Source organism: Streptomyces sp. NEAU-W12, from assembly GCF_026242095.1.
Taxonomy (GTDB): domain Bacteria; phylum Actinomycetota; class Actinomycetes; order Streptomycetales; family Streptomycetaceae; genus Streptomyces.
In genome coordinates, this window is sequence record NZ_JAPJDM010000005.1 from 53,159 (window position 1) to 74,981 (window position 21,823).

A 21,823-nucleotide genomic window follows, 5' to 3' on the forward strand; every position below is an offset into this window, starting at 1 on the left:
CCATCGGAGGCCGGGTCTGACCGCCTCCGCTCCCGATGTCCTCCCGAGCTGACTTTTGGAGGCCAGATGCCCGTCCTCACCTCTCCACTCCACATCGCCGTAGTCGGAGGCGGTATCGGCGGACTGGCCGCCGCGCTGGCGACTGCCCGCGCCGGCCATCGCGTGACGCTCGTGGAGCGGGCCGCCCGCTTCGGCGAGATCGGGGCCGGCCTGCAGCTCGCCCCGAACGCCTCCCTCGCCCTGGACGAACTCGGCGTACTGCCGGCCGTCCGGGCATCCGCGGTAGCCCCGCCCCGGCTGGTCATGATGGACGCCCTGACCGGTGACGAGGTCACCTCCCTCGATCTGCGCAGCTCGGCCTACACCGACCGCTTCGCGCACCCGTACCTGGTCACCCACCGCACCGACCTGCACACCGCACTGCTGACCGCCTGTCAGGAGCACCCCGCCGTCACGCTGCGCACGGGACACACCGTCACCGAGGCCGACCAGGACGGATCCGGGGTACACCTGCACTTCGCGGAGGGCCACGCCCCGCTGACCGCCGACGCGGTCGTCGCCGCGGACGGACTGCACTCCCGGCTGCGCCAGGTACTGGTCGGTGACGGCGAACCGGTCTGCTCGCGCTACGTCGCCTTCCGCGGCGCCCTGCCCACCGGGAAGATGACCGGCCGGATGTCCCAGCACGCCGCCTCGGAAGCGGTCATGGTGTGGGCCGGGCCGCGCATGCACCTGGTGCAGTACCCCGTACGTCGCGGCGAGCTGTACAACCAGGTCGCCGTGTTCGAGAGCGACCGCTACACGCCGGATTCCGACGACTGGGGCACCGAGGCAGAACTGGAGGAACGCTTCGCCGGCGCCTGCGAGGCCGTGCGCGACGCGCTGCCGCTCGTCTCCCGCGACCGTCGCTGGCCGCTGTACGACCGCGCCCCGATCAGCACCTGGGTGCACGGGCGGATCGCGCTTCTCGGAGACGCCGCCCACCCCATGCTCCAGTACCTCGCGCAAGGCGCCTGCCAGGCACTGGAGGACGCCGTGGCGCTCGGCCAGGCTCTCGGCCAGAGCGCGGACCCCGCCGAAGCCTTCGCCGCATACGCGGACCGACGTCGGGAACGGGCGACTCTCATCCAGACCAACGCCCGCCGCTTCGGCGAGATCTGCCACCTCGAAGGCATGGGAGCCACCCTGCGCAACATGCTCCTCTCGTCGCGCGGCCCCGAGGCGTTCGACGACATCTCCTGGGTGTGGACCCCCACCCCCGCACCTGCTCCCGCCCTGTGACCCGGCTCGCGTAGGAGGACACCATGACAACCGACGAACTCGCCTACAAGGCCCTGGAGGGCCTGGGAGCCGCCCCGCTGTGGCGCTTCTACGGCAACCTGTTCCCCGCCCAGCCCAAGAGCCGCGCCGTCCCCTACCGCTGGGACTGGCGCGAACTCCGCCCGCATCTGCTGCACTTCTCCAAGACTCTGTCCCTGGAGGAGGCCGAACGACGGGTCCTCATGCTCGTCAACCCCGGCCTCACCGACCCCCCGGCCACGGTCAACACCCTCTACGCGGGCCTCCAGATCATCCTGCCCGGCGAGACCGCACAGGCCCACCGGCACACCTCCAACGCCTTCCGCTTCATCCTCGAAGGCGACGGTGCCTGGACCACCGTCAACGGCGAGCGGGTCTTCATGGCCCCCGGCGACCTCCTGCTCACTCCCGGCTGGCACTGGCACGACCACACCCACGAGGGTGACGCGCCGATGATCTGGCTCGACGCACTCGACTACCCCCTCGTCAACGCCCTGGAAGCCGGCTTCTACGAGCAGTACCCGCAGCGGCTCCAGCCCGTGACCAAGCCCGACGACGCCGGCAGCCGCCAGTTCCTGCACGGCCGGCTCACCCCCGCCTGGCTCACCCAGGACGGCCCCAACTCCCCCGTCACCCGGTACACCTGGCAGGAGACGGAGCGCGCCCTGGACGCCATCGCCGACACGGCCGACGGCAGCGACGTCGACGGCGTCGTCCTGGAGTACACCAACCCCTGGACCGGGGGACCGGTCATGCCCACCATCGGTTGCCGCGTGCAGCGGCTGCGCCCTGGCTTCGAGGGAGCCGGCCGCCGTCACACGGCCTCGACCGTCTTCAACGTCGTCCGCGGCGAAGGCGCCACGATCGTCGACGGCGAACGGCTGGAGTGGTCCGAGCACGACACCTTCGCCGTCCCCGGCTGGGCCTCCTACCGGCACGTCAACACCTCGGCCTCCGCGGACGCCGTCCTCTTCTCCTACAGCGACGAGCCAGTCATGCGCTCCCTCGGCCTCTACCGCACCGAAGACGCCGACCCCGGCGCCTGACCCTCCCACCCGACACCCACAAGGAGGCCAGCATGCGTCTGGCACTGTTCAACAAGGGACGCCTCGGACTCATCGTCGGTGACGACCTCGTCGACGTGACCGACCAGGTCGCCGGAGCCGACACCGCCGGCCCCGTCGGTGCGCTCCAGCGGTACGTCGAGGCGGCCGCCGACGGGGAGACGGCCCGTTTCGAAGCAGCCGGCCGGCCCCGCATCCCCCTGGCCGAAGCGGTCCTGGAGGCCCCGCTCCCCCGCCCCGGGAAGATCATCGGCGCACCGGTCAACTACCTCGACCACAAGGCCGAGATGGAGTACACCACCTCGGTGGCCGACCTCGGTGTGTTCCTCAAGGCGAACTCCTCCGTCATCGGCCCGGGCCAGGACATCCTCCTCCCCTACTCCGACAAGCGCACCGACCAGGAAGGCGAACTGGGCGTCGTCATCGGCCGCACCGCCTCGCACGTGAGCACGGACGAAGCCCTGGACCACGTCTTCGGCTACACCTGCGTCCTGGACATCACCGTCCGCTCCGGCGAGGACCGCTCCACCCGCAAGTCCTTCGACACGTTCACCCCGCTCGGCCCCTGGATCGTGACCGCCGACGAGATCCCGGACCCGGACACCCTCGACCTGCGCTGCGACGTCGGCGGCACCACCCGGCAGCGCACCAACACCGCGGACCTCATCTTCGGCGTCCGCGAACTGATCGCCTATACCTCCTCCGTCATGACCCTGCACCCGGGCGACGTGATCGCGACCGGCACCCCGGCCGGAGTGGGACCGCTCAGCCATGGAGATCGCGTGGTCCTGGACATCGAGAAGGTCGGTCGCCTGGAGGTCGGTGTCGACGGTTCTCGTGCCCTTGCTTACGACCAGCGCCCCGGCCGCCGCAGCCGCTGACCACGCGGTCGCCGCCGGGGTGGTGCCGGCACTCGTAGACTCCCCCCACCGGCCGGCACCCGGCCGGCACCACCCCGGCGACAGACGGACGGAAGACTGTGGCGCACGCACTGGAACTGCACAACTACGTCGGACACCTGATCCGGCGCGCGGAACAGGTGCACACCGCCCTGTGGTACCGGCACGTGTCCAGGGAGATCACCTCCCAGCAGTTCGCCGTCCTCAACGCTCTCAGCCGTGACCCCGGCATCGACCAGCGCACCCTGGCGCGCTTCACGTCACTGGACCGTTCGACGGTCAACCACATCGTCCGTCGGCTGGCCGAGCAGCACTACGTCAGTCAGGTACGCGACGAGGAGGACCGTCGGCGGACCCTGCTGAGCCTCACCGATCAGGGAGCCGAACTGCTCGACTCCCTGATCGGTCCGGCCAAGGCCGTCAACGAGCAACTGCTCGACGCGCTTCCCGGTGACGAACGCAAGCTCGCCGTCGACGTCCTCCGCAAAATCGCGTCGCTGGACGCCGAGGCACTCAGCGACGGCCCGTGAGTCGGTGAAGCGCGGGATGTCCAGGTAGCGAGGAAGGACTCACGCCTTGACCCGTCACACCCTGCGCAGCGCGCCTTCCTCTCCTTCCCCGCAGGAATCCGGTTCCTCGCCCGCCACCGCAACAGGGCCCGTCATCGGCCGGGCTCTGCGCATCCTCGGTGCCTTCAGCGCACAACATCCTCACCTGTCCCTGAGCGAGCTGGCCCGGCGATCAGGTCTGCCCGTCTCCACCGTGCACCGCATGCTGGGCGACCTGCTCGTGTGGGGCGCTCTGGAACGCGACGCGCAAGGCCGCTACCGCATCGGGCTGCGACTGTGGGAGGTCGCGTCCTTGGCTCCGCGCAGTCAAGGACTGCGCGAGCGCGCACTGCCCTACCTGGAAGACCTCTCCACCCTCGTCCGTGAGAACGTCCAGCTCGCCGTCCGTGACGCAAGCGAGGTGGTCTTCATCGAACGCATCGCGCCGAGCTGTGCCGTGCCCACGCTGACACGAGTCGGAGGACGGCTGGGCATCACCACGACAGCGGCAGGACTGGTGCTGCTCGCTCACGCACCGGCAGCCGTTCAGGAGGAGGCTCTCGCGCGGACGATACCCCGGCACACCCCGTTCACGCTCACCGACAGCGGCCGGCTCAGGGGGATCCTCGCCCAGGCACGCACGTGCGGCTATGCGCTCAGCGACCGGCAACCAGCTGTCTCCGTGGTGGTCCGGCACGGGTCTACGTCCGTCGGAGCGCTCGCCGATCTGGTCCGCTCATGCGGCCGCGCCATTTCGCGAGCTTTGGACACGCCCGACCTCTGAAGGACATCGGCCCGCAACACTTGTTTCCCGGCATCCGGGAAACCACCTGGCCGCGCGAGACCGCCGCTCGCACCATGGCTGCTCCCACTGCCGAATCCGAGGCTGCCGCCCACGGCGCGCCGACGAGCCGGTTCGGCCATCCCGCAGTCGACAACGGAGTGCTGCCATGGAGAAGTGTCCCCACCGCCCCACCGCGCCGCAGGCCGCCTGGTGACCGCCCGCCTCACGCAGGCCCTGGACGACGGGCCCATGAGCCGCTTCCAGTGGGGTGCGATCGCCATCTGCGTGCTGCTCAACACCCTTGACGGCTTCGACGTGCTGGTCATGTCCTTCACCGGGAAGACGATCTCCGGGGAGTGGCACCTCGACTCCGGTACCCTCGGGCTGCTGCTGAGCAGCGGGCTGGCGGGCATGGCGTTGGGCGCCCTGCTCATCGCTCCCCAGGCCGACCGGATCGGCCGGCGGCCAGTCATCCTGGCCGGCCTGGCCCTCGCAGCCGCGGGCATGCTGCTGTCCTCGGTCAGTCAGAACTGGCAGCAGCTGGGGGCGCTGCGCCTGCTCACCGGTGTCGGCATCGGCGCCGTTCTCGCCTGCAGCAACGTCATCGCCGGTGAGTTCGCGTCCCGCCGCTGGCGCGGTCTGGCCGTGAGCCTCAACTCCACCGGGTACGCCGTGGGAGCGACGATCGGCGGCGTCTCTTCGGTCGCCCTCATCGACCGCTACGGCTGGCGCTCGGTGTTCCTGGCCGGCGGACTCGCCACCCTGGCCGTCATTCCCCTTGCCTTCCGTCTCCTGCCGGAATCGCTCGACTTCCTCCTCAGCAGGAGACCCGCCAACGCCCTGACCCGTGTCAACGAGCTGGCCCGCCGTATGGGGCAGCCAGACCTGCCCACGCTCCCGGACAGGGAGCCGACGAAGCTCACCTCCGCAGGCGGGTTCCGCCGCCTTCTGGCGCCGGATCTCCGCCGCGCCACCCTGGTGCTGTGGGGTGCCTTCTTCCTCGTCATGGCGGCCTTCTACTTCGTCACGAGCTGGACGCCAACCCTGCTCGTGGAGGCCGGGATGTCCGCGACACAGAGCCTGACCGGCGGAACGCTGCTCAACCTGGGCGGCGTCTTCGGCACCGCACTCCTGGGCGCACTCGCCGCGCGGTACGCGCTCGGCAGCGTCCTGCGTACCTACCTCTTCGTGTCGGCAGCACTCGTCGTGGCCTTCGCGTCGTCCACCGACACACTCGTCCTGGCCTTCTGCATCGGCGCCGCCATCGGAGTCGCGGTCAACGGCTGCATCGCCGGCCTCTACGCCCTGACGCCGAGCGTCTACCCGGCACCGCTGCGGGCGACAGGTGTGGGAGCGGCGATCAGTGTCGGCCGCGTGGGTGCCATCATCGCACCCACCACGGCGGGCTGGCTGCTGGACGCGGGCTGGACACCACTGGCCCTGTACGTCACGACGGGTGCTGTGTTCTGCGCGGCCGGCTTGCTTCTGCTGGCCATGCGTGCGGAACAGCCGACAGCAAAGGCCGCGCGCGGCTCCGAGCGGACATCGACGCCCCTATGACCGGTATCACGTGGCGCGGTCGAGTCCCGTGCTCCAAAAGCGTGGGCCAAAGATAGCGGCTCGCAGCGCCTGCGGAGGCACAGCAGAGACTTCCGCTTCGAGCGTCATCCGAGCGTCAAGAATCTCCGAAAGCCCTTCTGAGGGCGTCGCCCATGCAGAGACCTCACTCACGAACTCGCAGGTCAGCGATCTACAAAAATCGATCCGTCACTGAAACCGTTCCACTTCGGAAAACAGGTCGAGCACCGTCGAGCACACCTGAAGAACCCGATAAAACCGCAGGTCAGAGCCCCTTCTGGGCAGGCTCAAGAATCGCCACGCACTCCACGTGCGAAGTCATCGGAAAGATGTCGGCCTGAGCGAGTCTCGGAAAAGGCCAGGTCAAAGCCTCTTTCTCGGCTCGCTGTCCTGCGTACGGACGCCCAGAGCGTCAAACGAGCGTCATGACGACCTAGCCATCTCTCCTGGGGGCGGAACTGGCTGGCACGACCAGCTCCCCCTGCGTGAGCTCGACTGCGTTCACTGCGGACACCGGCTCGCACATCATGATCCGCACCACTTGGCCGGCCACGACAATGGAGTCATGCCTTCCAGCCCACAGCGCCCCGCACCCGCGCCGAGGGCCCTCTCGGGAGCGAACGCCGAGGATCTCGCGTTGTACCGGGAGAAGTTGCGGCGGCGCCTACCGGAGTCGCTGGCCGAGCTGCAGGGACCCACTCAGGGGGCGTGGCGCTGCCGCCGCACATGGCTTGGTCCGGGATGACTTCGCACGACCTCAGCAAGCCACGCCAGCGCATGGGCCTGCAGCGCACCGCCCTACACGAGGGCCTGCACGATGATCTGCCCCTCTATCTCAACCAGGACCTGCTCCTCCAGCTGTGGCCGATGCTGTGCACACTCGTCGGTCGCACCGTGCGCACTGTCTGGGAGGACACTTTCCCCGAGCTCGCCTCCCGCACTCGGGCAGCCACGTGACGGACATGCCGGGGCTCCACACGTGGCTGCTGGCGGATGTGACTGCGCTCGGCTCCCCGTACACCCCTGGTCCTCACTGGCGGATACACCGTGCGGGCGCACCACCTTGTAAACCGCCCCCGCCAGGACCTCGATGTCGCCACCGACAACCCGGCGCCCGCGGCCGCCATCGCAGCCCCTCCGTAGGGGTCTGGAAGCCGGGACTGGAAGGTGCAGACGCTCGAGACCGCCCCGCTGGCCCCCCGTTTAACCGTAACCGGCCCAGCCACCGGGCAGGACGTGAGGTCGGCATTCTCAAGGAGATCTTCTGGCGGCCGTCCCCCAGAACCCGTACAGGCTTGTCCTCGCGGAGGAGGACGTGATCGGGACGAAGATCCGCGCTCTCGCCGACTGCGGAGTGCCGCGTGATCTGATCGACGTGTTCGCTGCGTGCCGCCTCTTGACCACGGCCGAACTCGAGGAGTTCGGCCGTCGCCGCGCCCGCGGCCGCTTCGCCCCAAGCCAAACAAAGGTTGATCATTCAGCAGGCCCCGCTGCCGTGTGGACCCCGAAACTCTCAGGTACCCAGCCTCCGGGTTCACTCTTCCCGAAGGACGTGCACAGGTCATTGTCAGTGGTCCCTCTTATCCTGAGTTGACTCGGACCACGCGCGAACGACGGAGGATCACTGCATGGGGTGGGACAACAAAGCGCGCCGTCGGCCGCCCAGATTCAGCAGGGCTGCGGAGCACACATGTGTGCGTTTCTCGGAGCACTGATCGGATGCCGAAGCGCAGTGTCCAGCAGCGGGCTGGGTACCGGGGTGAAGCATTCGTCGACAAGGCCGTCTCCGATGCCGGCCATGTGTGGAACGACACCAAACGTGACTTCGCCGTCGACGGGCAGATCGAGTTCGTGGATGTCGACCGGGAAGTCACCGGTGTCGCCGTCCTGGCTCAAGTGAAAGGCACAGAAGTCGGATTTCGGGGCGAGACGGCGACGGGATTCAAGTTCACGTGCAAGGCCGACCACATCGCCTACTGGCTTCGGCTGAGGCGACCAGTCGTGCTCATCTGCGTCGACCTGCGTATCCAACAAGCATGGTGGAAGCGCGTCGACACCTGGTTCGCCGACCCTGAACGCAAAGCCCGGCGGGTCGTTCAGTTCGACAAGGCCGCAGACCGCTTCGACCCCGACGCCTTCAGCCGGCTGTCGGCCCTGGGCGTACCCGTGGGGGAGCCGTTGCCGCGGCTCGAGGGAAGCGAACAGCTGGTCTCGAACCTCCTCAAGGTTGAGGGCTTCGCCCCACTCATCTACGAGGCGTCCACGCCCTGTCGTGACCGCGGCGATGCCTGGGAGCGGATGCGATCGAACGGCAACCAGTTCGAGAGCGGCTTCGTCCTGGCTGCCGGACGGATCTTCTCGCTGTGCCGACTGGACGAGGGCCCGCTGGCCGTGCTCTGCGACGGGCCGGTCACCTCCGTCCTCACTGAGGAATGGGCGACCACCGAGGACCCCGACCTGCAGCGGCGCTTCGTGTCCCTGTTGAACTTCACGCTGCGCTCCGCCCACCATCCCGAGTTGGTCTGGCATCCCACCAAGAAGGTCGTCTATATGCAGGCCCCGCCCGACCGGTCCCGCCGGAAGATCAAAGGCCGCTACCGAGGCAGCCGCGGACGCACCTTCTTCACCCCGTATTTCGGCAAGGACGACCAGACCAAGATCAGCTTCTGCCGTCACTACGCTGCCAGCCTGTACTTCCGCCGCTGGAGTGAGCAGTGGTTCTTGGAGATCAACCCCACCTACCACTTCACCATCGACGGTCACCGCGACTCCCTGTTCGACGCCGAGTACGTCCAGAAGATCAAGCGGCTGGAACGCAACAATGCCGTCTACCAGCTCGTACGCGCCTGGGCCGACTATCTGCAAGGCGATGACACCCTGTTCAGGAGCCGGGATGAGCGCATCCGATTCGGCCAGCTCCTACAGCTCGACTGCGATGCCGCCATCGACGAAAGCGTCTGGATTCCGCAAGAACCAGCGCCGAAGCCGAGCGTGAACGGGCTGGCCGAGGGACTGTGGGAGCTGCCGCAATGAAAGCACCAGTGCTTCATGAGCCGGAACTAGAGTTCCGCGCCGGAAACCGTCACATCGATCCCCGCTACGGCATCAGCGTGTTCGGCCCGGCCGACGCCGACTCCCCTACCGGACCCCGTCAGATCCCCATCGCCTTGGTCGGCCCCGCCCATGCGGTCGACGGCATCCGGAGTTGGCTGCAGCGCTGCCAGGACCCAATCGAAGCGAAGGAGACGAAGCCCGGGCAGGAGAATCTTCACCAACCGTTCCCCGGTTTCAGCGGCGACTCCCCGTTCGGCGCCCAGCTCGTCTTCGACGACGCCCTCGTCCGCGAGATCCCCGAACGCCAGCTGCGCCGCCTTGCCCGCGTCGACATTGCCTCCGCCACCGCCGATGCGGTCGAGCTCTACGCCGACGCCGCCCGGTCGCTGGCCGAGACCGGGCGCTGCCGGGTCATCATCTGCGCTCGCCCTGAAGAACTGCGGGACAGAGAAGACCATCTTCCCTCGGAGGAGGTCTTGACCGACCGCCAGGAGGAACAGGGCGAGCAAGGGGCCGGAGGTGATTTCCACGACCTGCTCAAGGCCGCCGCACTAACGCTGCCGGCCCCCTTGCAACTGATGCGCAAGGAGACTTGGACCGGGATCCCGGCCAAGACCAACGGTCAAACCGTCCGCCCGCTGCAGGACGAGGCAACACGGGCCTGGAACCTGCATACCGCCCTGTACTACAAGGCCGGTGGGACCCCCTGGCGCATGCAGCGCCACAGCTCCGACCTGGCCACCTGCTACGTCGGGGTCAGCTTCTACCGCAGCGCGAGTGGAAACGAGCTGCACACGGCCGTCGCCCAGGTGTTCAACGAACGCGGCGACGGCGTCGTCGTCCGCGGCGGAACCGCGCAGATCTCCAAGACCGACCGCCAGCCCCACCTGACGCTCTCAGACGCCCGGCAGTTGCTGCTGGACGCCCTAGCCGAGTACCGCACCACCCACGGCCACCAGCCCGCACGCATCGTCGTTCACAAGACCTCGAACTTCACCGCCAGTGAGGTCGACGGATTCCACGAAGCCGCCGACCTGCGTGAGATCGACCATGTCGACCTGCTGTGGATTCAGCGGCGCGGCGCCCCACACCTGTACCGCACCGGCCAACTCCCCCCGTTGCGCGGCACCAGCGTCCAACTGGACGCTCGTTCCCTGCTCCTGTACACCCGCGGCTCAGTGCCGTACTTCCGGACCTACCCCGGCCTGTACGTCCCCCAGCCACTGCTGATCCGGCCCGCAACACACGGCACGGATCTACTGACCGCCGGCATGGACATCCTCGCCCTGACTAAGATGAACTGGAACAACGCCCAACTCGACGAACGTGACCCCCTCACCTTGCGCACCGCTTACCGAGTCGGTTCGATCCTCAAGCACGTCCCGCCCAATGCCCGCATCGCCACCCGTTACGCCTACTACATGTAGGCAAGGGCGCCCTCAACAGCCCGAGCATCCTCAACAGCGCTTTCGCGGCGCGGCACGCCAAGCCAGGCTTCTGTAGGTCGGTACCGGTCCGGCTTCCACGCTCAACGCGCCCTCCGGGGCGGCGTAAAGACGTATAGGTCGAGGATGTCGGGGCAGGGGCGCTACCCGGGGCCGACATCCTGGACCCAGGCAGCGATGTCCTCGGTGGCGTCGAGGTCGTTGCCGAGGCCGAGCCAAACAGGGCGGGCGCCAGCGGCGTGTGCGGCGGCGGAGGCTGGACGACGATCACGTTGGCTTATTCGCACACGTCGAGGCAGTCCGAGACGCGCACGGGGGCGTTGGCCAGGCACGCGATCTGCCAGTCGTGATCGGCTTCGGGCACGCTGGAGGTTCCCCAGCAGCAGTCCCGGCAGACAACGATGCGGAAGGGTGCCGGTGCCGCCGGGGCGTGCGCGGAACGTCGTTCTTCAGGTTGCCGTCGGGGCATCGCTCGTCGTGTTCCTCTTGCGGAGTGATCCCTCGCGGGCTGCGGGACGCAGGAGGCGGATCGCGCGGTGGCCGGGGTCGTGGGTGACCTCAGCACGAACCCGGTAGACCTGCTCGATGAGGGCGGGCGTTAGGACCTCGGTCGGGTACCTTTCGCAACAGCCTGGCCGTCGCGCAGGACCAGCAGGTGGTCGCAGTACGTCACGGCGAGGTTGAGGTCGTGCAGGGCGATCACGTTGGTGGCCGACAGGCTCGCAACGAGGTCCAGCAGGTCAAGCTGGTGCTGAATGTCGAAGTGGTTGGTGGGTTCGTCCAGGAGGAGCTCTCGGGGTTGCTGGGCGAGGGCGCCAGCTATCTGGGTGCACTGGCGTTCGCCACCGGACAGGGTGTGCCATAACTGGTCGACCCGGTCGGTGCGCGCGAGGGCCTCAGTGACGGCTTCCGCGTCGCCAGCCGTAGCGGGCGTTCAGGTGCACCGGTGCGGAATGCGTCCGAGGGCGACGACATCCCGGACGGTCAGTTCGGTCTGGGTGTCGGCGTGTTGTTCGACGGTCCGATGCGGCGGGCGGTGGCCCGGCGTCCGACCTCGGCGAGCGGACGTCTGTCCAGGGTCACGACTCCGGCGGTGGGAGCGAGGCTACCGGGTCTCCGTCGAGACCGGGGCGAGGCGGAAGACACACTGGACCGTGTTGAACTCGATCACCTCGGCGACGAAGCGGAACTTGTCGCCAACGGCAACAGTGGCAGGGACCTGCTTGCCGGTCAGGTGCAGATTGCCGGTGTTGACGTCCTCATACTTAAAGTTCGGGCCGTCCGTCGTCTGCGGCCCCTTGTCGCCCGGGCCGAGAAGGAAGTCGTAGCGGGTCCGGTCATCCGCGTGGGCCGCCATGTGCCTGATTGACCCGTCGAAGGCGACCGTTTGCCCCGCGTGCTTGGTGGCGAAGTTCACGTTCGCTCCGCCACACGGATCCGCCTTCAACAACGTCGCGAACTCGGGGCTGTTCTGCGCCGTGATCACCTCAGCGGTGGTCGGGGCGTCTGCGGGCGGCGTAGCGGAAGACTTCTCACTGGCGGCCGGCGAACTGGCTGACGCGCCCTTCTCCTCGTCGCCGTCGCCAAGTGCAACGCCTGTGCCGATGATGGCGGCCAAGACCACGAGGGCGGCGGCCCCCGCCCCGATCAGACGCCAAGGCAGTGGCCTCTTCGGCCGACGAAAGTTGAGGGTGGTGCGAAGTCTGCCTGGGAGCTGTTCCACGAGCTCCCATCCGTCCTTCTGCATCTTCGAGATCACCAAACCGTCGGTGCCCCGAACGGTCTGCACGGCCTTGTACTCGTACTTGATCTCATCGGCCATGCGGCTCTCTGCCCCCTGAAGCGAACTGGTCATACCGACTGGGCGCGAGCATAGATGACTCCGCGGGAGACGAACGTCGCCTTCGGCCCCTGCTCTCCCGCTCGGCCGGGTCGCTCGCTGCCGCGCCTGAGCGGCGCGTCTCGGTTGCGGGTGCGGGGCATAGAGACGACGTCGATGCCTACGCCTATCCGTGGCCGTTCGGCGCTGTCGGCCGCAGGGTGCTCCCCACGATGAGCCGCCCGACTCGAAGTCGCGATCGTGAGCGTGATCGTGTCCATGTTCCGCTCGCAACCGGCTTCGCCCCTGTCCAAGCAGGACAGGGGCGAAGGTACCGTTTATGCGGCGATCGTGAGCGGGGTTTCCATCCGTTCCCAAGCCCCGAGGACGGCCTTGTGCGCATCCGGCTGCAGGTGGGCGTAGCGCTGGGTCGTCTGGAAGCTCTCATGGCCAAGGAGGTGTTGGACCTCGTAGAGGGAGACCCCTTTCTGGACCAGCCATGAGGCGCAGGTGTGGCGCATGGAGTGGGGCGGGTAGTGCGGGACGAGTTGCTGCTCGCCGTCGTCATCGAAGTAGCGGGCTCCCTCGATGGCTGGCCACCAGGTCTGTCGGCGCCAGTTACCGTCGTCGAGAAGCCGTCCGGACCGGCCCTTGGTGACGGTGGTGAACACCACGGAGTCCCGGTCGAGCCGGTATATGTGACGTTCAAGTGCTTCAAGGACATGGGCCGGGAGTGGGACCTCCCGGCGGCTCCTGGAGCTCTTGGGATACTCCTTGATGCCCCGCTTCGTGTTGACCTCGACCACGAAGAGGCGCGAGCGACGCTGGTCGATGCGGTGACGGTGAAGGCCGGAAAGTTCGCCCCATCGCAGTCCTGTATAGACGCCCAGTAGGCACATCGTCTTCCAGGGGGCGGCAAGCTCGTCGAGGATGCTCTGCGCCTGGTCGGTCGTAAACCACTGCGGCGGCTTGACGGCGATCTGAGGCAGGTCGATGCGGCGGCACGGGCTCAACGCGATCACATCGTCATCCACGGCCGCCCGCATGATGGACGAGGTCAGGTTGTACGCCCGCTTGATCGCGGCGGCGCCCACGCCCTTCTCCACCAGGGAGCGGATCCAGCTCTGGACGTCCATGCGAGTAACGGCCCGCATCTCCCAGTCCGCCCAGTGGGGCATGACGTGGTTTTTGATGGTGGAGGCGTCGCCGCGCAGGGTGCGGGGCTCAACGATGCGGGCATCCCACCAGCGATCGTGCCACTCACGGAAGGTGATTTCGCCGGCGCGTGGGTCGCGCATGCCTCCGCGAGCGGACTGTGTCTCCATCTCGGTGCCCCAGGCGCGGGCTTGCGCCTTGAGGGGGAACGACTCGCTGTACCGGCCTCCTGCCCGGTTGCGTACGGTTACTTGCCAGTTGCCGGACTTCAACTTGCGGAGGTACAGGTTCTACTCCTTGCTCGACTACGGGGCTGCCGTGATCGGGATCAGCGGCGTGTCGTCGGCATGACAACGGCGCGACGGCTGAGGAACTCGTCCAAGCTGGCCGCTGGGACCCGCACACGGGAGCGGCCTGGCCCGGTGCGGAGGTCGATGACAGGCAGGTCGCCGGCTGCGATGAAGCGATAGACGGTCCGACGGTCGACGTCCAGGGCAGCGGCGACGGTGGGTATGGACAGCAGGCGTGCGGGCATAGCGGGGGCCTCGAAGTACTGGGGGAAGGGCTGGGCATCCGGCGAGACGGCTATCAGAACGTCGGCCGGTGTAAGGCGCGGTCAGTCAACCCTGTCAGGGCAAGCAGAGCTCGAACCTGCTCCTCGGAATACAGCCACTCTTCTTCCATGACTTCGACCGACATACTTTTGAACTCCTTGCGGGAACGACGGAACACGCCCGGCAGATCAGCGGGTAGTTCAATGGTCTGGAGAAACGCCGGTTTGGCTAACCGGCGATCGTCGGCTATGTTGCGCCCGGCTCGATGCCCTCGCCCCCCCTGACGCACACGCGTGAAAGCGGCGCGTAGTCGCGCTACTGCGGACTGTTCTAGGTTTGCTTGCTTCGACGCGTTATTCCAGTCAAATGCGCCCTCAATGTGTCTGCCGTCGGCGAATCAGCACAATCAAGCACCGCGTTGGGATACTGCCAGCTTCACCAGCGCCGGGCAGTGAGGAGCTGTCTGCCGTGGGCGAATGTCACTCCCGGCTCGGCTGGAAACCCTCCCGGGTGTTCTTCGAGCACGCGGAGGCCGCCCTCGCTTTCGGCCGAGCCAGACGGATGTCCGTGCACGACATCACCAGCTATGACTGTCTGCCAGGCCGCCCACGAAGCCCGCTTCGGTTACAAGAACAAGCACTTCCCGTGCTGGACACGGGGCGTCAAGCCGGGCTCGGCGTACTACGAAGACCCCGGTTCAATTCCGTTAACCGCCTGCCGCGCAGCGCTCCCGACGGGGACTGCGCCTCGACCGGGTCCGCCAGACGATCGTGATCCCCCGGCAAATCCTTCTGCCTGAACAGACCGTCCGAAAAGCCAGAATGTGCGAAACCGAAGCGGCTGCGCTCTACTTGGCCCCCGGAATACTCGGTGTTCCCGGCGGCGCGACATCACTGCTCGCGAGCTCCTCAACGCCGCAGCGAGTTTCCGCTGTGTGGACGCGTGTGCCGGTCACAGCGATGAGGAAGCGTGCTGCTTGCCTCACCAATGATTGGCCGGTCACGAAGGAAGGACCGTGGCTCGACTGGCGCGACAACACGGTCCGCAGGGAACCACCCCGGTCAGATGAGACCTAGAGAGCCTCGTCCTGGTCGATGAGGCGGAGCAGGGTCGTGGTGGAGGTGAGGTCGGCCAGAACGTGTTGTGCACCTGCAGCGCGTAGTTGCTGCTCGGGGGTGGTGCCCGAAGCCACCGCGATCACCCTGGCGCCCCCCTCCAGGCCGGTGCGCACGTCTTCCAGGGAGTCACCCACGATCACTGTGTTGTCGCGATTGAACGGGCCTCCATGCTTCGCGGCTGCCCGCTTTTGTGCGATGCGTACGAGAGCCGGGCGGTGAGGGTCGTCGGACGCGTAGCCGCCGATGGTGGTGTCGAGGTAGCCGATGAGGCCCAGCGCGGACAGCTTGGTCTCGGCGCTACCCCGTAGGTTTCCGGTGACGACGGTCGGGATCAGGTGCTCTGCCTGCTGGACCGCGGCGAGCGCGTCCATGGCGCCCGGCATGATGACCCCGTCGTTGAACAGCAGCTCCCGGTGGCCGGCGAGGCGTTCGGGAAGTTCGTCGACGATGCGGGCTGCGAACGTCTCCACGTCCTGTTCGGGTACCTGGTTGACGCGCAGGAGTTCACGGACGGCCAGGGGCATGGTGACTCCGGTTCCCCGGGCCGGCAGGGCTGCCGGGGGACGGCCGACGACGCTGGTGAAGGTCTCCTTGTAGACGCGCCGGTCGATGTCACCCGTGTAGAGGAGGGTGCGGTCGATGTCCCACAGGACCAGGATCATGCGCTTCATGCGGCGCGTTCTTCCATGACGGCCTGACCGCGTTCCAAGAGCTCCTGGGCGGGAGCCGCCGAGGAGTAGCGGCGGGCTTCGGCGAGCATCGTGTCCAGGTTGTCGTCCAAGCGTGCGGAGCGGACTCCGGAGACGAGAGCGAGGACTTCGTGTCCGGTGGCAGATCCGGCGTCGACGTCGCCAGCGCGCATCTGGGCGGTGGCGGCGCGGGAGAGGAACTGGGCACGGGTGCGGATCTCGTCCGGGCTGAAGGCATTGCGGGCGTCGGCGAACGCCTGGGCGGCCTGGTCGGGGCGGCCGAGGTCGAGCAAGCAGCTGCCGGTCTGGCCCATGATCTCGCCGGGGTTGATCCAGTAGAGCCAGTGAGGGTCGTCCTCTCCGCGTCCGCGGGCGCACAGTGCCTGTGCTTCTTCCAGGGCAGTGCGAGCCTGGCGGTCCTCGCGTAGACGGGCGTGCCCGCGGGCCTGACGGGTGAGGAGCATCGCGTGCAGGGCGGGCGCGTCCTGGTCGGCAATCACCTGGCGGGCGGTGCGCGCGGCGGTGACCGCGTCGCGGGGGTCGCCGGCGGAGTAGCCGTGGATGGCGATGAAGGACAGCGCCCCAGCCCGGAGCCTGCTGTCGCCGCTGGCATGAGCGGCGCGGAGGGCTCCCACGAGGAGGTTGTGGGCGACGGTGTGGGCGCCGCTGTCGAAGTGGTACCAGCCGGTCTGGATGGCGGTGTCCGCAGTCACCGCTGCGAGGCGCTTCCCGGTCGCCTCGCTGAAGTCCCCTTCTTTCAGGAACCGGAGGAGGACCTTGAGGTGCGCTGTGGCGGCTCGGGCGAGGTTACCGCTGCCATGGCTGGCGTCGGCTTGGCGCAGAGCGTCGGTGGTGGATTGCAGGCTGGTGAGGAGCTGGTCGGAGACGCTGATTCCGTTTCGGGCGGTGGAGGCGACGGCCTCGGGAGGGGCGACGGCTGCTTGCAGGATGTACTGCGTGAGGCCGGCCCCGCCCAGGGCAATCACGCTGCGACGGTTCAATCCGGTCATGGCTCCTCCGACTGCTGCTTCCAGTGACGTCACCATACGAGCCGCCGTCCATGGCAGAGCCGGGTCGATGACCTCGACAAGTCGCTGCGATTCGGCCTGCGCGAAAGGGGCGAGGAGGAGCGGGCGAAGGTCGGCGGGAAGCCCCAGTCCGGTCAGGAGGTCGATGATCGTCTCGCGGCCGTTGACCTGTTTGAGGCCGCGCTCCAGGTCCGAGATGAAGCCCTGAGTGAGTCCGGTCAGCTCCCGTACGGCCTTCTGCGAAAGCCCGGAGCGGCGGCGGACCAGACGTACAACCGTTCCGAAATCCCAGGCAGCAAGGGCCCTGTGCACTTCCTCGTCGCGCCAGGCCCGGTCCGGGATCGTCGGTGTCGCATCGGTCCGGGCGCAGGTGGAACAGCGGGTATCCGGGTTGTACCGGCTGATCGGCAGTCCGCACCGCACGCACGTGCGCCCTGGTCCCCCTGGCATGGTCACCTCGGCTCTCCTTCTCGCGATCCAGCTCGCCCCAGCCGTGAGAACCAGGCTAGGTGGAGATCGATATCGCTGCAGCGATATCGCCACAGCGATGCCCTCGAAGCCGACGCGGCTCCAGACTCATGGCACTGCACCGGCCGCTCAGCGTCCAACTGCGCTGGTGGCAGGCCGTTTTGAAGCGCCGACTCAGAGAGGAGATGCCTGGTGGGAACAGGACACCTGGCTGTGTCCCCGTCGCATGGCACCTGCCCTCGGCTATGCGACGATCTCCGTGCGGAGCTGGGCCAGGGCACGGGTGGCGGCGTCATGGATATCGGGGAGCCTGCCAACAGTGGTGCGCTGGACGCGCTGGAGCTGGTGCGGAAGGCGCTGGGCCTGTGCTTCCCGTACAGCCGCGGCCAGGAGCTGGGTAGCACCGTGGCTGTCGCCGGCGAGAAGGCGGACGCGGCCCGTGGTGATGAGTTCGATGACACGCCACCGGGGTGCGACCGCGATGGTCGGGGCGGGCGGAGCCGCCTCGGTATGCCGTATCGCATCGCGGATGCGGCCGGTGGAGATAAGGCCCCGAAGATGGATTTCGTAGAGAGCACTGGGGTTGACGAGGCTGGTGTGCTCGACCGTGTCAAGGAGCTGGTGGGCCTCACGGGCGGCTTGGTCGAACAGCACCGCGTTGCCGAGGGCACCGGCAGCACGGGCCAAGAGCGGCAGCACCGCGGCTCGCTGCTCGGTGCCGGGTGCGGTGACCGCGGCCTGGTTGAGCCGGTCGACGGCCGCACCGAGCAGGCCGGCCTTGCGCAGCTCGTTGCCGTGCATGCGCAGAGCGGTGGTAGTCAAAGCCCGGTCATCGAAGGCGCGCACCACGTCCAGGCTCTTGGCGGTCCAGTGCGCGGCGGTGGCCAGCCGTTCCTCGGGCAGCACGTTTCCCAGAGCCGTCCCGAGACTCAGCCGGGCGTGCGCAAGGAGCCGAAGGACATCTCGTTCGGTGCTCCCGTCCCGGGCGCGGGCTTCCAAGCGAGCCACAAGCGGCCACAGTTCGGCGACGGTCTCGGCCGCTCGCCCGCACTGGCGGGCGACTTCGGCGAGCCGCACGGTGGAGGTGCCGAACTGGATCATCGCCCGGTGGTCGGTGTCGGCCGGATCGGTGACGCCCAGGACATGCGCGGGCAAAGCGAGTCGCTCGGCGACGTGACGCAAGCTCCCGACATCGCTCAGATGCCGTTTGCCCAGTTCCAGGGCCGAGATGTAGGTCTTGTCATAGCCCAGGAGCTCACCGGTCTCCAACTGGCTGGTGCCGTGGACGTGCCGGTAGTACTTCAGGATCGAAGCAAGGTCGCGCGTAGCGAGGACGGCCTGAGCCTCCGGCGTCGCCCAGCGCCAGGAGACCAGCCGCGCCGACCGGCGCGTGGCCGGCCCGGAAACAGAAGTGAAGGCGTCCATGCCGGGTCACCTTCCGGGGTGGTCGTACCAGGCCGCGATCGACTGCTTGTAGCCCTCGGGCATGGGCAGGCCATCGACCTCGTGCCGGTCGAAGAGCCCGATCTCCTTGTGCTCGTGGCTCAGGACCGGCACACGGTCTGGAGACAGGACCGTGCAGCCGTAGGTGACGATCAGGACCCGACGGTCGGGGATCGGCTCGTAAATCCAGGTCCCGCCGCCGAGCAGAGGCCCGGCCTTCACCATCCAGCCGCTCTCCTCCGCCACCTCGCGCTCCAGCGCCGCACCGGGACTCACGTCGGCCGGCGCCGACCCATTACCTGCGGGACCGATCTCCAGCCGGCCGCCCGGCAGTTCCCACTCGCCGCGCTCGTTGTGCAGCAGCAACACGCGTTCGCGGGCATCGAGAGCAACACCCTTGACGGACACCGGCCACAACGACGGCTTGTACATGGGCTGTCCCTGAGTCGTGAGGGCGGGCATGTCCTCCGGAACGTAGCACCCGTCCGCAAGACGAAGTCGGGCTTGCCGCCTTTGTCCGGGTCGACAGTTTGTCGCTTTACGCCGCCCGCTATTCGTCCGGACGCTGGACGTCCAGCCCGATTTCAGAGGAGCACGTCGATGACGACCCGTTCGCTCACCCTGTTCGAGGCACACGTCACGCCCCTCGTCGGCGGTTTCGGCCGAACCTCCGCCGTGATGGAACTCCTGCGGGCGCGGGGTGTCGCCACCGTCGAGGGACTGGACACCCGGGCCAAGGTTCTCGCCTTCGCCCAGCGGGTGATGACGCTGGTACCGCACCCCGACAGCGACCCGGATGCGCTGACCACTATCCGTGACAGAGGCGCCGCCTCCCGACGCCCCGGGCTGGCGGGGCTGGGCACCGGGGAACTCCTCGCGCATACCGAGCGCTCCAGTCTTCCCCGTCCGCCCCGTCTGATGCTCCTGGTCTGCCAGCAGCCCGCCGCGTCCGGTGGAGACGTGCTCCTGACCGACGGCCGCGCCCTGCACGCCCTCCTCATGGAACGCGCGCCCCGGGCTTTGGAAGTGATGGCCGCGCCCGGTACCGCCTTCTACGGCGACGGCGGCGGACACCCCTCTCGGATCTTCACCCGCCACCGAGGCGAGCGGGTCTCCATCCGCTTGCGCCAGGACGCCCTCGCCGCGTTCAGCCCCCTCCTCACCCCCCACCTGCCCCACCTCCGCACGGCGATCGAAGCGCTCCAGCAGCGCGTCACTCTCGACGCCGGCCAGGGCTATCTGATCGACAACAGCCGCTGGCTCCACGCCCGCACCGGCTTCTCCGACGACCGTGTGTGTCTGCGGGCCCTGGGCGACCCCCGCACCCCGATACCCCCAGGCTTCCCGTCTCAGATCCACTGGCCCGCGCCGTGACTAACGGGCCCGTCGGCGCCTAACGGCCGAACGCTGCCGTGGAGCGACCCGCACGACACGGTCTCGCCGCAGGTGCAGTCCCCGGCCGCCCCTGCTCAGTCCAAAACCGCCCGGAGGAGCGCGACGTGACTTTCGACGTCGACCAGCTCACCCGGTGCCGGTCGAGAAACGCCTTCACGCACAGATGGTGACCGGATTTGTGCCTTGTCGGGACCGCTTAGGGGAGCTGATGAACGTGCATTTCTCCGACGCCGCTCTTCAGCGGCCGGACGAAGTTCTTGACGTGGCGGTTCACAACCTCGTGGGTCCCCATCCCAGTGCCCCCGTCGAAACCGTGCCGATCGCGGATCGGAGGCGTGCCTTCGAGATTGTGGCGGTGTACCCGGCGGAGGTGGCAGCAGTCTCGCGGGGCCGGCGCGAACTTCACGAATTGATGCTGGTAACGGGACTGGCGGCCATCGCGGACGCAGTTGCTCTGGGAGCCCATGAGCTGATGGCGAATGCAGTGACCCACGGGTGCCGTCACCAGGCGGTGAAGGCATTCACGCTGAAGGTCACCCACTCCAGCGGACGTCTCCGGACCGAAGTGCAGGACCCCTCCGGCAGACAGCCTTTCCAGAGCCTACCGAGCGACGAGTGTGAGGGAGGCCGGGGCCTGCTCCTGGTCGACGCGTTGGCCGCGAACTGGGGAGTCCGACCTGGCCCGGGCGGGGGCAAGACGGTCTGGATGGAGCTGGACGTCCCCGGTGAAGGGACTACGTCGTGAACCTCCTCAGCCGCGGCGCTCGCACAGCCGCCTGGTCCGTTCTGCCGGTACCGGCCGGAGGCTTTGACCGAATTCCCGTTCGGGGAGCGGAGTATCAGCGAGGACGGCCGACTACTTGGTGCGCCCCTCTCATCTCTGCGAGCTGGGCCCTCATGAGCGCTGCCGCGAGCGACAGATCACTACGGCAGGTCGGCTTACGGACGCTCCGAGACATCCAGCCAGTACGTGGCAAGCATTTCGGCCGGCCAGGCTGGCTGATGAACCGGTCCTCGGGGCCCCATCTGGGTGAAGTACGGCGCTATGTCGAGGACGGGAGTGCCGTCCACAGCGTCCAGGTCGGTGACGACGAGGTCCCGGCCGTCTGTCTTGAGCAGTCGCGGATAGCTGATCGCCAGTTGGTTGGGGCGTCGGTGGTTGCGGTGGACGAAGGTTCCGGTTGCCGGCCAGATCGGGTTTCCCCTTGGGCTGCGGGCGTGGAGCTGCACGTCTTCGGGCCGCGCCAGGTGGAAGTGCCAGGTCACTGTGAGGTGGGAGAACTCCTCGATGCCCTGCAGCGTTTCGAGCGGGAAGGCGTCGTCCAGCCGGATGATCGATTCCACCCCGCCCTGGTAGTCGTCTTGGACGCGGGTGTGGCCCCCAATGACCGTTGCGATCGGTTCGACCTCGTACGTCGCCATCGGCGCTCGTTCCTCTCCCATGAAGTCGCGTGTGCAGCAACCGCCGGCCGCACCTGCGAAC

Annotated in this window: 19 protein-coding genes and 3 pseudogenes; 12 read left to right on the plus strand and 10 right to left on the minus strand. The window is 67.9% G+C overall.

Annotated elements, in window-relative coordinates; translation table 11 throughout:
* Window positions 1–66 precede the first annotated feature (66 nt).
* The 10 genes and pseudogenes from ORI94_RS07845 to ORI94_RS07885 all read left to right on the plus strand — a co-directional run bounded on the left by ORI94_RS07845 (window position 67) and on the right by ORI94_RS07885 (window position 10,653).
* Window positions 67–1,281 (plus strand): FAD-dependent monooxygenase, encoded by a 1,215-nt coding sequence (locus tag ORI94_RS07845; protein ID WP_266073650.1) that lies wholly within the window; start codon window positions 67–69, stop codon window positions 1,279–1,281.
* 23 nt (window positions 1,282–1,304) lie between these two features.
* Window positions 1,305–2,345, plus strand: a complete 1,041-nt coding sequence (locus tag ORI94_RS07850; protein WP_266073651.1) for a cupin domain-containing protein — start codon at window positions 1,305–1,307, stop codon at window positions 2,343–2,345.
* 32 nt (window positions 2,346–2,377) lie between these two features.
* A complete protein-coding gene (locus ORI94_RS07855; RefSeq protein ID WP_266073652.1) occupies window positions 2,378–3,244 on the plus strand; it encodes a fumarylacetoacetate hydrolase family protein in 867 nt (288 codons plus the stop codon).
* Between the two features lie 98 nt (window positions 3,245–3,342).
* Window positions 3,343–3,792: a MarR family winged helix-turn-helix transcriptional regulator gene (locus ORI94_RS07860; protein WP_266073653.1), complete on the plus strand. Its 450-nt coding sequence runs from the start codon at window positions 3,343–3,345 to the stop codon at window positions 3,790–3,792.
* Between the two features lie 46 nt (window positions 3,793–3,838).
* Window positions 3,839–4,594, plus strand: coding sequence for an IclR family transcriptional regulator (locus tag ORI94_RS07865; protein WP_266073654.1), 756 nt, complete (start codon window positions 3,839–3,841; stop codon window positions 4,592–4,594).
* A 174-nt stretch (window positions 4,595–4,768) separates the two neighbouring features.
* A complete protein-coding gene (locus tag ORI94_RS07870; RefSeq protein ID WP_266073655.1) occupies window positions 4,769–6,154 on the plus strand; it encodes an MFS transporter in 1,386 nt (461 codons plus the stop codon).
* Between the two features lie 759 nt (window positions 6,155–6,913).
* Entirely contained in the window at window positions 6,914–7,129 is a 216-nt protein-coding gene (locus tag ORI94_RS35490; protein ID WP_416237791.1) for a hypothetical protein, read from the plus strand.
* Window positions 7,126–7,622, plus strand: a pseudogene (locus ORI94_RS35310) (nucleotidyl transferase AbiEii/AbiGii toxin family protein); the annotation flags it as partial. The gene ORI94_RS35490 and the pseudogene ORI94_RS35310, both read left to right, overlap by 4 nt.
* Before the next feature lie 269 nt (window positions 7,623–7,891).
* Entirely contained in the window at window positions 7,892–9,205 is a 1,314-nt protein-coding gene (locus tag ORI94_RS07880; protein ID WP_266073656.1) for a DUF4365 domain-containing protein, read from the plus strand.
* The gene (locus tag ORI94_RS07885) at window positions 9,202–10,653 is read left to right on the plus strand and encodes an argonaute/piwi family protein (RefSeq protein WP_266073657.1); all 1,452 of its coding nucleotides are present in this window, start codon (window positions 9,202–9,204) and stop codon (window positions 10,651–10,653) included. Before ORI94_RS07880 ends, ORI94_RS07885 begins: the two co-directional genes overlap by 4 nt.
* Before the next feature lie 164 nt (window positions 10,654–10,817).
* Here ORI94_RS07885 and ORI94_RS07890 read toward each other — a convergent pair.
* The 9 genes and pseudogenes from ORI94_RS07890 to ORI94_RS07930 all read right to left on the minus strand — a co-directional run.
* Window positions 10,818–11,140: pseudogene (locus ORI94_RS07890) on the minus strand ((2Fe-2S) ferredoxin domain-containing protein); the annotation flags it as partial.
* Window positions 11,121–11,784: pseudogene (locus tag ORI94_RS07895) on the minus strand (ABC transporter ATP-binding protein); the annotation flags it as partial. The pseudogenes ORI94_RS07895 and ORI94_RS07890, both read right to left, overlap by 20 nt.
* On the minus strand, window positions 11,777–12,493 hold the full coding sequence (locus ORI94_RS07900) for a DUF4839 domain-containing protein (protein ID WP_266073658.1): 717 nt from the start codon (window positions 12,491–12,493) through the stop codon (window positions 11,777–11,779). The pseudogene ORI94_RS07895 and the gene ORI94_RS07900, both read right to left, overlap by 8 nt.
* A 335-nt stretch (window positions 12,494–12,828) precedes the next feature.
* Window positions 12,829–13,788, minus strand: coding sequence for a tyrosine-type recombinase/integrase (locus ORI94_RS07905; protein WP_234353216.1), 960 nt, complete (start codon window positions 13,786–13,788; stop codon window positions 12,829–12,831).
* Between the two features lie 185 nt (window positions 13,789–13,973).
* Window positions 13,974–14,180 (minus strand): helix-turn-helix domain-containing protein, encoded by a 207-nt coding sequence (locus tag ORI94_RS07910; protein WP_266073659.1) that lies wholly within the window; start codon window positions 14,178–14,180, stop codon window positions 13,974–13,976.
* 1,091 nt (window positions 14,181–15,271) lie between these two features.
* Window positions 15,272–15,988: an HAD family hydrolase gene (locus ORI94_RS07915; protein WP_381310085.1), complete on the minus strand. Its 717-nt coding sequence runs from the start codon at window positions 15,986–15,988 to the stop codon at window positions 15,272–15,274.
* Complete coding sequence (locus tag ORI94_RS07920) at window positions 15,985–17,484, minus strand: helix-turn-helix domain-containing protein (RefSeq protein WP_266073660.1); 1,500 nt, start codon at window positions 17,482–17,484, stop codon at window positions 15,985–15,987. Before ORI94_RS07920 ends, ORI94_RS07915 begins: the two co-directional genes overlap by 4 nt.
* Window positions 17,485–17,745: 261 nt before the next feature.
* The gene (locus tag ORI94_RS07925; RefSeq protein ID WP_266073661.1) at window positions 17,746–18,927 is read right to left on the minus strand and encodes a helix-turn-helix domain-containing protein; all 1,182 of its coding nucleotides are present in this window, start codon (window positions 18,925–18,927) and stop codon (window positions 17,746–17,748) included.
* Between the two features lie 6 nt (window positions 18,928–18,933).
* Window positions 18,934–19,377 carry an NUDIX hydrolase gene (locus ORI94_RS07930; RefSeq protein WP_266073662.1) on the minus strand — a complete coding sequence of 148 codons (444 nt, stop codon included), beginning with the start codon at window positions 19,375–19,377 and terminating at the stop codon, window positions 18,934–18,936.
* 168 nt (window positions 19,378–19,545) lie between these two features.
* Here ORI94_RS07930 and ORI94_RS07935 point away from each other — a divergent pair, with 168 nt between their 5' ends.
* Both ORI94_RS07935 and ORI94_RS07940 read left to right on the plus strand, forming a co-directional pair.
* Complete coding sequence (locus tag ORI94_RS07935; RefSeq protein WP_266073663.1) at window positions 19,546–20,319, plus strand: TauD/TfdA family dioxygenase; 774 nt, start codon at window positions 19,546–19,548, stop codon at window positions 20,317–20,319.
* Between the two features lie 229 nt (window positions 20,320–20,548).
* The gene (locus tag ORI94_RS07940; RefSeq protein ID WP_266073664.1) at window positions 20,549–21,085 is read left to right on the plus strand and encodes an ATP-binding protein; all 537 of its coding nucleotides are present in this window, start codon (window positions 20,549–20,551) and stop codon (window positions 21,083–21,085) included.
* Window positions 21,086–21,279: 194 nt separating this feature from the next.
* Here the strand turns inward: ORI94_RS07940 and ORI94_RS07945 are convergent, their stop codons facing one another.
* A complete protein-coding gene (locus tag ORI94_RS07945) occupies window positions 21,280–21,762 on the minus strand; it encodes an SAM-dependent methyltransferase (RefSeq protein ID WP_109296532.1) in 483 nt (160 codons plus the stop codon).
* Between the last annotated feature and the right edge of the window lie 61 nt (window positions 21,763–21,823).

What these genes read in the sequence shown, in the direction of transcription:
- ORI94_RS07845 (WP_266073650.1), top strand. Translation starts at nt 67, where the DNA reads ATGCCCGTCCTCACCTCTCCACTCCACATCGCCGTAGTCGGAGGCGGT.
- ORI94_RS07850 (WP_266073651.1), top strand. Translation starts at nt 1,305, where the DNA reads ATGACAACCGACGAACTCGCCTACAAGGCCCTGGAGGGCCTGGGAGCC.
- ORI94_RS07855 (WP_266073652.1), top strand. Translation starts at nt 2,378, where the DNA reads ATGCGTCTGGCACTGTTCAACAAGGGACGCCTCGGACTCATCGTCGGT.
- ORI94_RS35490 (WP_416237791.1), top strand. Translation starts at nt 6,914, where the DNA reads ATGACTTCGCACGACCTCAGCAAGCCACGCCAGCGCATGGGCCTGCAG.
- ORI94_RS07880 (WP_266073656.1), top strand. Translation starts at nt 7,892, where the DNA reads ATGCCGAAGCGCAGTGTCCAGCAGCGGGCTGGGTACCGGGGTGAAGCA.
- ORI94_RS07885 (WP_266073657.1), top strand. Translation starts at nt 9,202, where the DNA reads ATGAAAGCACCAGTGCTTCATGAGCCGGAACTAGAGTTCCGCGCCGGA.
- ORI94_RS07900 (WP_266073658.1), bottom strand. Translation starts at nt 12,493, where the DNA reads ATGGCCGATGAGATCAAGTACGAGTACAAGGCCGTGCAGACCGTTCGG.
- ORI94_RS07905 (WP_234353216.1), bottom strand. Translation starts at nt 13,788, where the DNA reads ATGCGCGACCCACGCGCCGGCGAAATCACCTTCCGTGAGTGGCACGAT.
- ORI94_RS07910 (WP_266073659.1), bottom strand. Translation starts at nt 14,180, where the DNA reads ATGCCCGCACGCCTGCTGTCCATACCCACCGTCGCCGCTGCCCTGGAC.
- ORI94_RS07915 (WP_381310085.1), bottom strand. Translation starts at nt 15,988, where the DNA reads ATGAAGCGCATGATCCTGGTCCTGTGGGACATCGACCGCACCCTCCTC.
- ORI94_RS07920 (WP_266073660.1), bottom strand. Translation starts at nt 17,484, where the DNA reads ATGCCAGGGGGACCAGGGCGCACGTGCGTGCGGTGCGGACTGCCGATC.
- ORI94_RS07925 (WP_266073661.1), bottom strand. Translation starts at nt 18,927, where the DNA reads ATGGACGCCTTCACTTCTGTTTCCGGGCCGGCCACGCGCCGGTCGGCG.
- ORI94_RS07930 (WP_266073662.1), bottom strand. Translation starts at nt 19,377, where the DNA reads ATGTACAAGCCGTCGTTGTGGCCGGTGTCCGTCAAGGGTGTTGCTCTC.
- ORI94_RS07935 (WP_266073663.1), top strand. Translation starts at nt 19,546, where the DNA reads ATGACGACCCGTTCGCTCACCCTGTTCGAGGCACACGTCACGCCCCTC.
- ORI94_RS07940 (WP_266073664.1), top strand. Translation starts at nt 20,549, where the DNA reads ATGAACGTGCATTTCTCCGACGCCGCTCTTCAGCGGCCGGACGAAGTT.
- ORI94_RS07945 (WP_109296532.1), bottom strand. Translation starts at nt 21,762, where the DNA reads ATGGCGACGTACGAGGTCGAACCGATCGCAACGGTCATTGGGGGCCAC.